The organism is Cupriavidus phytorum (assembly GCF_003254285.1).
Taxonomy (GTDB): Bacteria; Pseudomonadota; Gammaproteobacteria; order Burkholderiales; family Burkholderiaceae; genus Cupriavidus; species Cupriavidus phytorum.
Window position 1 is genome coordinate 325,484 of the sequence record NZ_QKZN01000005.1, and the last position, 12,404, is coordinate 337,887.

Here is a 12,404-nt window from a genome sequence, read left to right on the forward strand (position 1 = left end):
GCGCGTGCCGGCCTGCTCAGGAGACACTGAATGAGTCAAGCAATTGAAATCAAGGTGCCGGATATCGGCGACTATGACGCCGTCCCCGTCATCGAAGTGCATGTGAAGCCCGGCGACAGCATCAACGCGGAAGACGCGCTGGTGACGCTGGAATCGGACAAGGCCACCATGGACGTGCCCTCGCCGCAGGCCGGCGTGGTCAAGGACGTCCGCATCAAGGTGGGCGACAACGTGTCCGAAGGCTCGGTGCTGGTGATGCTGGAAGCGGCGAACGAGGCCTCCGCGGCACCGCCCGCGGCCGCGCCCGCTCCGGCGCCTGCTCCGGCGCCCGCCGCCGCGGCACCTGCGCCCGCTCCCGCACCGGCACCGGCTCCCGCGGCCGCGGCCGCGCCTGCCGCCAGCGGTGGCGGCACCATCGAGGTCAAGGTGCCGGATATCGGCGACTACGATGCCGTGCCGGTGATCGAGGTCCACGTCAAGCCGGGCGACACCATCAACGCCGAAGACGCGCTGGTGACGCTGGAATCGGACAAGGCCACCATGGACGTGCCCTCGCCGCAGGGCGGCGTGGTCAAGGAAGTCAAGGTCAAGGTCGGCGACAACGTGTCCGAGGGCACGCTGCTGCTGATCCTGGAAGGCGCCGCCGGCGCGGCCGCAGCACCGGCTCCGGCTGCCGCGGCGGCTCCGGCCCCGGCCGCAGCCAGCACGCCCGCCCCGGCGCCCGCGCCCGCGGCTGCTCCCGCTCCGGCGGCAGCGCCTGCCGCCGCGCCGGCCGTCGCTGGCGTAAGCGGCAAGGCGGCCCATGCCAGCCCCTCGGTGCGCAAGTTCGCGCGCGAGCTGGGCGTCGACGTGTCGCGCGTGGCCGGCACCGGCCCCAAGGGCCGCATCACCCAGCAGGACGTGCAGCACTACGTCAAGGGCGTGATGACTGGCCAGGCCGCCGCGCCTGCGCAGGCGGCCGCGGCTGGCGGCGGCGGTGGCGAGCTCGGCCTGCTGCCGTGGCCGAAGGTCGATTTCACCCGCTTCGGCGAGGTCGAAAGCAAGGCCCTGTCGCGCATCAAGAAGATTTCCGGCGCCAACCTGCACCGCAACTGGGTCATGATCCCGCACGTCACCAACCATGACGAAGCGGACATCACCGAGCTGGAAGCCTTCCGCGTGCAGCTGAACAAGGAAAACGAGAAGTCCGGCATCAAGGTGACCATGCTGGCCTTCATGATCAAGGCCACGGTCGCGGCGCTGAAGAAGTTCCCGAACTTCAATGCCTCGCTCGACGGCGACAACCTGGTGCTGAAGAAGTACTTCAACATCGGTTTTGCCGCCGACACCCCGAACGGCCTGGTCGTGCCGGTGATCAAGGACGCCGACAAGAAGGGCGTGCTGGAGATCAGCCAGGAAATGAGCGAGCTGGCCAAGCTGGCGCGCGACGGCAAGCTCAAGCCGGACCAGATGCAGGGCGGCTGCTTCTCGATCTCGTCGCTGGGCGGCCTGGGCGGCACGTACTTCACGCCGATCATCAACGCGCCTGAAGTGGCCATCATGGGCGTGTGCAAGTCGTTCCAGAAGCCGGTGTGGGACGGCAAGCAGTTCGCGCCGCGCCTGACGCTGCCGCTGTCGCTGTCGTGGGACCACCGCGTCATCGACGGTGCCGAGGCCGCGCGCTTCAACACGTACTTTGCGCAATTGCTGGCGGACTTCCGCCGTATCCTGCTCTAACTCGGCAGCGCGCACCGGCATTGCCGGTGCGCGCCCAGGCCTGACGATAGGAGCGAGCCATGACTACCTGTGTTGTCGTCAAGAAGGGCGCCGAGGTGGCGATCGCGGCGGACGCGCTGGTCACCTTCGGCGATACGCGGCTATCGCGCGCGTACGAGCGCAACCAGAAGGTCTTTCCGGTCGGCGACGGCTTTATCGCGCTGGCCGGGACGACCGCGCACTTCCCGGTCATGCGCACGCTGCTGGCGGGCCTGGGCGAGGAATGCAGGCTGGGCTCGCGCGACGACGTGTTCCGCACCTTCCTGAAGGTGCACGAGAAGCTGAAGACGGACTACTTCGTCAATACCAAGGAAGACGATGACGATCCCTACGAGTCGTCGCAGATCGTATGCCTGATCGCCAATCCGGCCGGCATCTTCGGCGTCTATTCGTATCGCGAGGTGTTTTCATTCGACCGCTTCTGGGGCATCGGCTCGGGCCGCAACTACGCGCTGGGCGCGATGCACGCGGTGTATGACCGGCCCGACCTGGATGCGGGCGAGATCGCGCGCATCGGCGTCGATGCGGGCGTGGAGTTCGACAAAAGCTCATCGGGGCCGATCGAGGTCCATACGGTGCGGCTGCACGATGCAGACAATGGCGCAGCGCCGGCGGCGGACGCGGCAACCAACAACGACGGCGCGCCCTGAAGCCGAGAGGCGGGCGCGTATTGAGGAGCAAATATGAGTGTGATCGAAGTCAAGGTGCCGGATATCGGCGATTTCGACGCGGTGGAAGTGATCGAGGTACTGGTCAAGGCCGGCGATACGGTCGAGACGGAACAGTCCCTGATCGTGCTGGAGTCCGACAAGGCGAGCATGGATGTGCCGTCGTCGGTTGCCGGCAAGGTGGTGGAGGTCAAGGTCAAGGTGGGCGACAAGGTTGGCCAGGGCGCGGTGATCTGCACCGTGGAGGCCCAGGCCGCCGCCGCACCAGCGCCCGCGCAAGCTCCGGCTCCGGCTCCGGCCGCCGCTCCCGGGCCGGCTGCCGCGGCACCGGCCGCCGCGCCGGCCGCCGCAACGCATAGCGGCGGTGCCGATATCCAGTGCGAAATGCTGGTGCTGGGCGCGGGCCCCGGTGGCTACTCGGCCGCCTTCCGCGCCGCCGACCTGGGCATGAACACCGTGCTGGTCGAGCGCTACAGCACGCTTGGCGGTGTCTGCCTGAACGTGGGCTGCATCCCGTCCAAGGCGCTGCTGCACAACGCCGCCGTGATCGACGAAGCCAAGGCGCTGGCCGCCCACGGCATCCTGTTCGGCGAAGCCAAGATCGACCTCGACGGCCTGCGCCACTACAAGAACCAGGTGGTGGGCAAGCTGACCGGCGGCCTGGCCGGCATGGCCAAGGCGCGCAAGGTCCAGGTGGTGCGCGGCATCGGCAACTTCCTCGACCCGCACCACATGGAAGTCGAACTGACCGAGGGCGAGGGCAAGCGCAGCACCGGCAAGAAGACCGTGATCCGCTTCGAGAAGGCCATCATCGCCGCCGGCAGCCAGGCGGTGAAGCTGCCCTTCATCCCGGAAGACCCGCGCATCGTCGACTCGACCGGCGCGCTCGAGCTGCCGGAAGTGCCCAACAAGATGCTGGTCATCGGCGGCGGCATCATCGGCCTGGAAATGGCCACGGTGTACAGCACGCTGGGCGCCGAGATCGATGTCGTCGAAATGCTGCCGGGCCTGATGGGCGGCGCCGACCGCGACCTGGTCAAGGTCTGGGAAAAGAAGAACAAGGACCGTTTCGGCAAGGTCATGCTGAATACCAAGACGGTCGGGGTGGAAGCCAGGCCGGACGGCATCTATGTCAAGTTCGAAGGCGAGCAGGCCCCGGCCGAGGCGCAACGCTACGACCTGGTGCTGGTGTCGGTGGGCCGCGCGCCCAACGGCAAGCGCATCGCCGCCGAGAAGGCGGGCGTGGCCGTGACCGACCGCGGCTTTATCAACGTCGACAAGCAGATGCGCACCAATGTGCCGCATATCTTCGCGATCGGCGACGTCGTGGGCCAGCCGATGCTGGCGCACAAGGCGGTGCATGAAGCCCACGTGGCCGCGGAAGCCGCGCATGGCGAGAAGGCGTTCTTCGATGCCAAGCAGATCCCGTCGGTTGCCTTTACCGATCCGGAAGTGGCCTGGGCCGGCCTGACCGAAGACGAGTGCAAGGCGCAGGGCATCAAGTACAGCAAGGGTGTGTTCCCGTGGGCCGCTTCGGGCCGCGCCATCGCCAACGGCCGCGACGAGGGCTTTACCAAGCTGATCTTCGACGAGGAAACGCATCGCGTGATCGGCGGCGGTATCGTCGGCACGCACGCCGGCGACCTGATCAGCGAAGTGTGCCTGGCGATCGAGATGGGCGCCGACGCGGTCGATATCGGCAAGACCATCCATCCGCACCCGACGCTGGGCGAGTCGATCGGCATGGCGGCCGAGATCTACGAAGGCACGTGTACCGACGTGCCGCCGCCGCGCAAGCGTTGAGGCACCGCCCGCTGCGATGACGAGGCCCGCCCTGGTGGCGGGCTTTGTTTTACGTGGTTTCGCAATTAACCGCCATAACTTGTTAGCGTCAATGCGTGGCGGCTTGCAGCGAGAGGGGGAAAGGGCAGCGGGAAAGGCTGGCTGAGGCGAGAGCCAAAAAAAACCCGACCTGTAGAGGTCGGGTTTAACGATACCTTTGGACAAGGAGACCGCGGTACCGAGGAGACATCGGCAGACTAGGCAGCGCCGGGCCGTTCGGTCGGGGCACTGCCTTCATCGTTGGCAAAGCCCACTACATCGCATGGCGATGGGCTTTGCCAACGGACCGGCCGGAGCCGGTCCATCTTCAGCACTGGCTATCAGGCAGCAGCGGCCTTCTTCGCCGTGGCCGTGCGGGCCGTGGCGCTGGCTTGCTGGGCAGCCTTGGTGGCAGCCGTGGCGGCGGCCTGGAAGTTGGTTTCAGCGATTTCGACCGCTTGCTTGGTCGCCTTCTGCACCGACTCGTAGGCGTTGTTGGCAGCGGAGATCGCCGACTTCACGATGGCCACGGTCGATTCCGAACCGGCCGGGGCGTTCTTGGCGAAGTTTTCGACCAGGGCCTGCACGTTCTTCGAGCCTTCGGCCAGCTGGGCCTCGGCCACCTTGGCGAATTCGCTCTGGGTTTCCGAAGCGATCTCGTACAGGTGACGGGTGTAGGCCAGGGTCTTTTCGGCGACCGGCTGCACGGCTGCTGCCTGGATCGCCAGCAGTTCCTGGGCGTCCTTGGCCGACAGCGCCTTCTTGGCGTTGTCGACGTTTTCGGCAAAGGTGGTCTTAACGACCTGCAGGTTCAGTTCGACGAGCTTTTCGACGCCTTCAAACGCCTTGGTGGTCAGGCCGAACAGCGTTTCGAGGTTAGCCTTTTGTGCTGCTGCGACTTGTTCCGGGGTGAGGATCATTGCTGGTCTCCAGTGGTGAACTTCAAGGTCAAGCAAATTAAGCCGCCTAGATGTCAGGGCCGTGACGGTGTTGTGCCCGTTTCGGCCAGCCCAGGCGTGTGGGTGGGTCAGGGCGCCAATCCGTTTTTGCGTTTGTGCGCCGCAACAAGCCGTATTTTAGGGGCCGCAAAGTCAATGTCAAGGAGATTTTGTGCGTCGCACAAAATCTGTCACGCCAGGCTTGCTGCAAGTGCCGTCATAGCCATTCCCGGCTCCGCCGGCAATGCCCGGACAGGGGTGCTACCATGCCAGGCTGCCCGTGCCGGTACGGCCGGCCGAGGCCGGAACCCCAACAAGATGTGAACAGAATCGCCCAGGCCTCATTCCATGCTCGCTTTCTACGCCGACCACTTCGTGCTGCCGCTGCCGCCAGGACATCGCTTCCCCATGCGCAAGTACAGCATGCTGCGCGACGCGGTGTGGGCGCAGGTGCCGGGGCTGCGCCTGTCCGAGGCGCCGCGCGCCGGCGACGATGCGCTGCTGCTCGCACACACAGCGGAATATGTCGAAGCCGCCTCGGCCGGTACGCTCGACGCCGCACGCCAGCGCGAGATCGGCTTTCCGTGGTCCGAAGCCATGGTGGAGCGCTCGCGCAGGTCGGCGGGCGCCACCATCGAGGCCTGCCGCAGTGCGCTGCGTGAAGGCATCGCCGTAAACCTGGCGGGCGGCACCCACCACGCTTATGCGGACAAGGGCGGCGGCTTCTGCGTCTTCAACGATGCCGCGATCGCCGCGCGCGTGCTGCAGCGCGACGGCGCGGTGCGCCGCGTGGCGGTGATCGACCTCGACGTGCATCAGGGCAACGGCACCGCATCGATCCTGCACGGCGACCCATCGGTATTCACGCTGTCGCTGCATGGCGAGAAGAACTATCCGTTCCGCAAGGAAGCCAGCGACCTCGACGTCGGCCTGCCGGATGGCTGCGACGACGAGGCTTACGCGCGGGCGTTGCAGGCCGCGCTGGACACGCTGTTCCGGCGCTTCGAGCCGGACCTGCTGATTTACCTGGCCGGCGCGGACCCGCACGAGGGCGACCGGCTCGGGCGGTTGAAACTGACCATGGCCGGCCTGGCACGGCGCGACCGCCTCGTGTTCGACGCCGCGCAAGCCCGGCGCCTGCCGGTGGCGGTGACCATGGCCGGCGGCTATGGCAACCAGATCGAAGACACCGTTGCCGTCCATGCGCAGACGGTGCGGCTCGCCGCCCAATATCACGCCGGGTACGCGCAACTTGCTGCAAGGCTTGCGTCATGAGCGAGATGATCGAGACGGGCCGCACCGGCGCGGCCAGCCCGCGTGCCACGCTGTGGGTGGCATCGATGCCGTGGCTGTTCGTGCTGATCTGGAGCACCGGCTTTATCGTCGCCAAATACGGCATGCCGTATGCGGAGCCGATGACCTTCCTGTTCCTGCGCTTTGCCGGCGTGCTGGTGCTGATGGTGCCGTTCGTGCTGCTGGCGCGCGTGCCGCTGCCGCGCATGGCGGGGTCGACGGCAACCGACTGGCGCGCGGTCGGGCATATCGCCGTGGCCGGCCTGCTGCTGCAGGCGGGGTACCTCGGCGGCGTATGGGCCGCGATCAAGCTCGGCATGCCGGCAGGCGTATCGGCGCTGATCGTCGGCATGCAGCCGATCCTGACTGCGCTGATCGCCACGCGCATGGGCGAGCGCATCGGCGCGCGCCAGTGGCTGGGCCTGCTGTTGGGCATCGCCGGCGTGGCGCTGGTGGTGGCGAACAAGCTCGGTACCAGCGGCTTGACGCCGGCCAGCCTCGCGCTGGCTGGAGCTGCGTTGTTCAGCATTACCGTGGGCACGGTCTACCAGCGGCATTTCTGCCCGGTGTTCGACCTGCGCATGGGTTCGGTGATCCAGTTCGCCGCGGCGGCGCTTGCCTGCGTGCCGTTCATGTTCGTGTTCGAGACGCGGGAGGCGCAGTGGACTGCCGCGATGCTCGGCGCGCTGGCGTGGTCGGTGGTGGCGTTGTCGATCGGCGCGATCTCGCTGCTGTTCCTGCTGATCCGCCAGGGTGCGGCCACCAAGGTGTCCAGCCTGATGTACCTGACCCCGCCCACCACGGCGGTGATGGCGTGGTTGCTGTTCGGCGAGCGCTTCCCGCCGCTGGCTGCCGCCGGCATGGTGCTGGCCGCGCTGGGTGTCGCGCTTGTCATCCGTCGCTAGCGGCTGCGCGTTCGTATCGCGTAGGCCGCTGGTTCAGAATATTCGCATTTCGTACTGCCTCGCGTCCTGTCCCTCTCTCGCCCCATGAAACCGCAAGCCGAATCGCGCAGTGCCTATCCGTACTTCCAGCCGATCACCACGCGTTGGATGGACAACGATGTCTATGGCCACGTTAACAACGTTGTCTACTACAGTTATTTTGACACCGTGGTGAATACCTACCTGATCCGGCAGGGCGTGCTCGATGTCACGTCGGGCGACACCATCGGGCTGGTGATCGAGACGCAGTGCAACTACTTCTCGTCGCTCAGCTTTCCCGAGACCGTGATAGCGGGTTTACGCGTAGCCAGGCTGGGCACGTCGAGCGTGCGGTATGAGGTCGGCCTGTTCAGCGGCGACAACGAGGTCGCTGCCGCGCAAGGGCATTTCATCCACGTCTATGTCGATCGCGCTACGCGCCGGCCGGTACCGTTGCCGGGCGCGTTGCGCGAAGCGCTGCTGCCGTTGGCGGCGGCGGGCGCGGTGACGGGCGCACGGGAATAGGGCGGGGCAACAGGAGATGAACAAGATGTCCCACGAGAAGCAACTCGGCTCGCAGGATGCCGTGGACTGCGTGGATCGCGCGATCCTGACGCGGCGTTCGGTGCGGGCCTTTCTCGATACGCCCGTGCCGCGCAGCACTGTGGAAGAGATCCTGGCGGTGGCCAGCCGCGCGCCGTCCGGCACCAATACGCAGCCGTGGCGCGTCTATGTGCTGTCGGGCGAAGCAAAGGCCAAGCTGTGCGCCGACGTGCTGGCCGCCTATGAAGATCCCGAGCGCGACAGCAAGTACCGCGAGGAGTACCCGTACTATCCGCGCGAATGGGCCGATCCGTATCTGTCGCGGCGGCGCAAGGTGGGCTGGGACCTGTACGGGCTGCTCGAGATCAGCCGCGAGGACAAGGCGCGCATGCACGAACAGCATGCGCGCAACTTCCGTTTCTTCGATGCGCCGGTGGGCATCATCTTCACCATCGATCGCATCATGGAGCAGGGCAGTTGGCTCGACTACGGCATGTTCCTGCAAAGCATCATGGTCGCCGCCCGCGCGCGCGGGCTCGATACTTGCCCGCAGGCGGCGTTCACGCAGTTTCACAAGATCATCGCCAGCCATCTGCGGCTGCCACCGGAAGAAATGGTGGTGTGCGGCATGTCGCTGGGTTTTGCCGATCCGGAGGCCATCGCAAACCGCCTCACCACGGAACGTGAGCCGGTCAGCGGGTTTGCGCGTTTTCTCTCATAGTGAAATTTGTTTCAATATGTAACGATGGGCGCCGATATCACAAGAGACTTTTCGTATTGGCTTCGTCGCTGCAAAGGGGTAGCAAGGGTGAGCCGGACTGCGCGTGGGTCGAGCGCATGGAAGTTCGATGGCGGACGTGACGCATCGCGTACTTATTCCACATTGTGGAAATGTATGTGAATCGAACTTTAAGGAGCGTCTGTAAGTCTTTAATCTTGCTAACAATTTCTTTCTTTCCTACACTAGCGCCATTCCTATGCGCTGAACGAATCATGTTCCGGTCTGATTCCATTTTCTCCAGATTCTTCGGCTCCACACCCTTGTCCGCCGTCGCCGCCGCGGTACTGGTGTCGGTGTCGATGGTCGCGGTGCCCGTGGCCGAAGCGGCCACCAAGGCCTCATCTACGCAAAAAACAAGCAAAAAGCAGGCAAAATCCGTTAAGACGGAGAAAAAGACCGCCTCCAAGCCTGTTGCCAAGAGCGCGCGCAACGCCAGGGTCGCGAAGAGCGAAGCAGGCTCCGCGCGCAAGGTGGTGGTGTTGAAGAAGGGCAAGCGCCACGTCGTGGTGGCGCAGCGCGCGGCCCCGGTGCGGGCTGCGTTTACGCCGTCCAAGCCGTCGCTGGGCGAGGCCATGGGCCTGCGCGACACCGACGATGCGCTGGCCTTGCGCTCCAGCGTCGCCCTGGTGATGGACCAGAACTCCAACGAGGTGCTGTTCCAGAAGAATGCCGGCGCGGTGCTGCCGATTGCATCGATCACCAAGCTGATGACCGCGCTGGTGGTGATGGACTCGCGTCTGCCAATGGACGAGGTGCTGACCATCACCGAGGAAGACCGCGACACCGAGAAGCACAGCAGCTCGCGCCTGCGCTTCGGCACGCAGCTGACGCGCCAGGAACTGCTGCTGCTGGCGCTGATGTCGTCCGAGAACCGTGCCGCTTCGGCGCTGGGCCGCCACTACCCGGGCGGCCTGCCGGCCTTTGTGCAGGCGATGAACCGCAAGGCGCGCGAGCTCGGCATGAACGACAGCCATTTCGTCGATTCCAGCGGCCTGTCGAGCAGCAACGTGTCGAGCGCGACCGACCTGGTGCGCATGGTCAATGCCGCCTACCGCAACCCGACCATCCGCGAGTACTCGACCCAGACCGAGCATGAAGTCAACGTGCTGGGCCGCACCCAGCATTACGTCAGCACCAACCGCCTGGTGCGCGGCGGCAACTGGGAGATCGGCCTGCAGAAGACCGGTTTTATCTCCGAGGCCGGCCAGTGCCTGGTGATGCAGGCCCGTGTGCACGGGCGCAACGTGGTGATGGTGTTCCTGGATTCGGCCGGCAAGCTGTCGCGCTTTGCCGATGCCAACCGGGTCAAGGACTGGCTCGAGCATTCGCCGTCCGCGCCGCAGCGCGGTTTCCCGTCGTCGCCGAACCTGACGCAGGGTCCGGGCAGCGCCCACGCGGTGCTGGCCTCGCAGCAATCGCGCGGCATCTGAGCACGCACGCCTGACCGCAAAAAGCGCGCCGCATTGCGGCGCGTTTTGCTTTGGTGCGGCAGCGGTCAGAGCAGCTTGCCGGGGTTCATGATCCCGGCCGGATCGAACACCGACTTGATCTCCCGCATCAGCCGCAATTCCAGCGGATCCTTCACTGCCAGGAAGGCATGACGCTTGAGCTGGCCGATGCCATGCTCGGCGCTGATGCTGCCGCCGTAGCGCATCACCTCGTCCAGCACCGCATCGGTGACGGCATCGCCCTGAGTGGCCGCCCAGTCCCTGGGGGCGCCGGCCGGACGCGACAGGTTGTAGTGCAGGTTGCCGTCGCCGAAGTGCCCGAACACGAAGGGACGGATCGCGGCATCGAGCGCACGCAGCCGTGCCGCCATCGACTCCATGAAGGCCGGGATCTGCTCGATCGGCAGCGACACGTCGTGCTTGAGGTGCGGGCCGTCGGCGCGCTGCGCTTCGGAGATTTCCTCGCGCAGCTTCCACAGCGCCTGCAGCTGCGCCAGCGAAGCGGAGACCGCGGCATCGAGGCACAGCTCGCGCTCCAGCGCCTCGCCGATCACGCGTTCCAGCAGCGCATTCAACGCGGCCTCGTCGGTGGTATCGGCCAGTTCCACCAGCACGTAGGCCGGGTAGCGCTGCGCGAACGGTTCCTGCACGCCTTCCGCATGCGCGAGCACCAGGTCCAGGCAAGCGCCGGTAAAGAACTCGAACGCCTGCAGGCGTGCGCCGCATTGCTCGAACAGCAGTTCATAGAGCGCCAGCGACTGCGCGGGCGAGGCCACCGCCGCCAGCACCACGCTGCGCGTATCGGTGCGCGGGAACAGGCGTAGCGCCGCCGCGGTGATCACGCCGAGCGTGCCTTCGGAGCCGATCAGCAGTTGCTTCAGGTCGTAGCCGGTATTGTCCTTGCGCAACGTGCGCAGCCCGTGGAAGACCTCGCCGTTGGGCAGCACGGCCTCGACGCCCAGCACCAGTTCGCGCGTCATGCCGTAGCGCACCACGTTGACGCCGCCGGCATTGGTAGCGAGGTTGCCGCCGATCTGGCACGAGTCCTCCGCCGCCAGCGACAGCGGCAGCAAGCGGTTGGCGTCCTGGGCCGCGCGGCGCAGGTTGCCCAGGATGCAGCCGGCCTCGGCCACCATGGTATTGGCGATGGTGTCGAGTGAGCGCACCGCGTTCATGCGGTCCAGGCTCAGCACCACGTTCTGTGCGCGGGCGTCGGGCGTGGCGCCGCCGCACAGGCCGGTATTGCCGCCGCGCGGCACCACCGGCACCGCGGCCTGCTGGCACAGCGCCAGTGCGCGCGACACTTCGTCGACGTTACGGGGCCGCAGCACCGCCTGCGCCTGGCCGCGGTAGATGCCGCGCCAGTCCGACAGCCACGGCGCGATTTCGTCGGGGTGGGTCAGCGCGGTGTCGGGGCCGAGGGCTTCGGTGAGCCGCTGGGCAAGGGATCCGTTTTGCATGATGGTGGTGTCTTGTCAGGAAAGGGGGGCGGGGCTGGTAGCGCCAGGCGCCGTCGCTGCGTCGTCGCGCGCGCGTAGCGAAAGCCCGAGGCGGCGCGCGGCGCTTTGCAGGTGCGCCACCGCCGCCGCGCGCGCGGCGCCGGCATCGCCATGGCGGATGGCCGCGACGATGGCCTCGTGTTCGGCATGCACCGCCTCGGCCAGCCCGGGCTGGCGCAGCGTGTTGGCGCGCGCGGTAGCGACGGCCTGGTGCAGCTGCAGGTTCAGGTACTGCAGCAGCTGCCGGTAGTACGGGTTGTGCGTGGCGGCGGCGATGCCGATATGGAACGCCGCGTCGAGATCGGCGGCCGGCTGCGGGTCGTAGAGCCGTGCCTGCAGGCGCTGCAGCAGGGCCGTCAGCGCGGCCACGTCGTCATCGGTGCGGCGCACCGCGGCCAGTGCCGCGGCGGCGCCTTCCAGGTCGATGCGCAGGTCGTACAGGTCGGCCAGCTCGCCGGCGTCGAGTTCGGGATTGCGTGGCAGCTGGAAGCCGGCTGCGCCGGTGCGGGAGCGCACCGTGCAGCCGACGCCCTGGCGCGACTCGACCAAGCCCTGCGAGCGCAGGTGTTCGGTGACTTCACGGATCACGGCGGCGCTGACGCCGTATTGCTCGGCCAGCTGCCGGCCGGTCGGCAGGCGACTGCCGACGGGGTAGGCGCCGCTTTCGATATCGGCGCGCAGCTGGCGCGTGACCTGTTCGGTAAGGGTGACGGTGCGGGTTCGCATGATCGTCGA

At 66.6% G+C, this 12,404-nt stretch carries 11 protein-coding genes; 8 read left to right on the forward strand and 3 right to left on the reverse strand.

Annotation, left to right across the window (positions count from 1 at the left end; translation table 11 throughout):
* The first annotated feature begins 30 nt into the window (after window positions 1–30).
* The 3 genes from aceF to lpdA are packed head-to-tail and all read left to right on the forward strand — an operon-like array spanning window position 31 to window position 4,226.
* A complete protein-coding gene (aceF, locus tag C7416_RS15700) occupies window positions 31–1,716 on the forward strand; it encodes a dihydrolipoyllysine-residue acetyltransferase (RefSeq protein WP_111519764.1) in 1,686 nt (561 codons plus the stop codon).
* 59 nt (window positions 1,717–1,775) lie between these two features.
* On the forward strand, window positions 1,776–2,405 hold the full coding sequence (locus tag C7416_RS15705) for an Ntn hydrolase family protein (protein WP_111519765.1): 630 nt from the start codon (window positions 1,776–1,778) through the stop codon (window positions 2,403–2,405).
* Between the two features lie 33 nt (window positions 2,406–2,438).
* Complete coding sequence (gene lpdA / locus C7416_RS15710; protein ID WP_111519766.1) at window positions 2,439–4,226, forward strand: dihydrolipoyl dehydrogenase; 1,788 nt, start codon at window positions 2,439–2,441, stop codon at window positions 4,224–4,226.
* A gap of 359 nt (window positions 4,227–4,585) precedes the next feature.
* Here lpdA and phaP1 read toward each other — a convergent pair whose 3' ends face one another.
* The gene (gene phaP1 / locus C7416_RS15715) at window positions 4,586–5,164 is read right to left on the reverse strand and encodes a TIGR01841 family phasin PhaP1 (RefSeq protein WP_062798212.1); all 579 of its coding nucleotides are present in this window, start codon (window positions 5,162–5,164) and stop codon (window positions 4,586–4,588) included.
* A gap of 366 nt (window positions 5,165–5,530) precedes the next feature.
* Between phaP1 and C7416_RS15720 the strand changes: the two genes are divergently transcribed.
* The 5 genes from C7416_RS15720 (at window position 5,531) to pbpG (ending at window position 10,152) form a co-directional block, all read left to right on the forward strand.
* Window positions 5,531–6,457 carry a histone deacetylase family protein gene (locus C7416_RS15720; RefSeq protein WP_111519767.1) on the forward strand — a complete coding sequence of 309 codons (927 nt, stop codon included), beginning with the start codon at window positions 5,531–5,533 and terminating at the stop codon, window positions 6,455–6,457.
* A complete protein-coding gene (locus C7416_RS15725; protein WP_111519768.1) occupies window positions 6,454–7,380 on the forward strand; it encodes a DMT family transporter in 927 nt (308 codons plus the stop codon). Before C7416_RS15720 ends, C7416_RS15725 begins: the two co-directional genes overlap by 4 nt.
* A gap of 84 nt (window positions 7,381–7,464) precedes the next feature.
* On the forward strand, window positions 7,465–7,923 hold the full coding sequence (locus tag C7416_RS15730; protein ID WP_111519769.1) for an acyl-CoA thioesterase: 459 nt from the start codon (window positions 7,465–7,467) through the stop codon (window positions 7,921–7,923).
* Between the two features lie 16 nt (window positions 7,924–7,939).
* Entirely contained in the window at window positions 7,940–8,662 is a 723-nt protein-coding gene (locus C7416_RS15735; RefSeq protein WP_111519770.1) for a nitroreductase, read from the forward strand.
* A 272-nt stretch (window positions 8,663–8,934) separates the two neighbouring features.
* Window positions 8,935–10,152 (forward strand): D-alanyl-D-alanine endopeptidase, encoded by a 1,218-nt coding sequence (gene pbpG, locus C7416_RS15740; RefSeq protein ID WP_146604281.1) that lies wholly within the window; start codon window positions 8,935–8,937, stop codon window positions 10,150–10,152.
* 65 nt (window positions 10,153–10,217) lie between these two features.
* Here pbpG and C7416_RS15745 read toward each other — a convergent pair whose 3' ends face one another.
* Together C7416_RS15745 and C7416_RS15750 are read right to left on the reverse strand one after the other, a co-directional pair.
* Entirely contained in the window at window positions 10,218–11,630 is a 1,413-nt protein-coding gene (locus tag C7416_RS15745; protein WP_111519771.1) for an FAD-binding oxidoreductase, read from the reverse strand.
* Between the two features lie 15 nt (window positions 11,631–11,645).
* Entirely contained in the window at window positions 11,646–12,395 is a 750-nt protein-coding gene (locus C7416_RS15750; protein WP_111519772.1) for a FadR/GntR family transcriptional regulator, read from the reverse strand.
* Between the last annotated feature and the right edge of the window lie 9 nt (window positions 12,396–12,404).

Coding starts and splice junctions, on each gene's coding strand:
- lpdA (WP_111519766.1), top strand. CDS start 2,439: ATGAGTGTGATCGAAGTCAAGGTGCCGGATATCGGCGATTTCGACGCG.
- C7416_RS15705 (WP_111519765.1), top strand. CDS start 1,776: ATGACTACCTGTGTTGTCGTCAAGAAGGGCGCCGAGGTGGCGATCGCG.
- phaP1 (WP_062798212.1), bottom strand. CDS start 5,164: ATGATCCTCACCCCGGAACAAGTCGCAGCAGCACAAAAGGCTAACCTC.
- C7416_RS15725 (WP_111519768.1), top strand. CDS start 6,454: ATGAGCGAGATGATCGAGACGGGCCGCACCGGCGCGGCCAGCCCGCGT.
- C7416_RS15745 (WP_111519771.1), bottom strand. CDS start 11,630: ATGCAAAACGGATCCCTTGCCCAGCGGCTCACCGAAGCCCTCGGCCCC.
- pbpG (WP_146604281.1), top strand. CDS start 8,935: ATGTTCCGGTCTGATTCCATTTTCTCCAGATTCTTCGGCTCCACACCC.
- C7416_RS15720 (WP_111519767.1), top strand. CDS start 5,531: ATGCTCGCTTTCTACGCCGACCACTTCGTGCTGCCGCTGCCGCCAGGA.
- C7416_RS15735 (WP_111519770.1), top strand. CDS start 7,940: ATGAACAAGATGTCCCACGAGAAGCAACTCGGCTCGCAGGATGCCGTG.
- aceF (WP_111519764.1), top strand. CDS start 31: ATGAGTCAAGCAATTGAAATCAAGGTGCCGGATATCGGCGACTATGAC.
- C7416_RS15750 (WP_111519772.1), bottom strand. CDS start 12,395: ATGCGAACCCGCACCGTCACCCTTACCGAACAGGTCACGCGCCAGCTG.
- C7416_RS15730 (WP_111519769.1), top strand. CDS start 7,465: ATGAAACCGCAAGCCGAATCGCGCAGTGCCTATCCGTACTTCCAGCCG.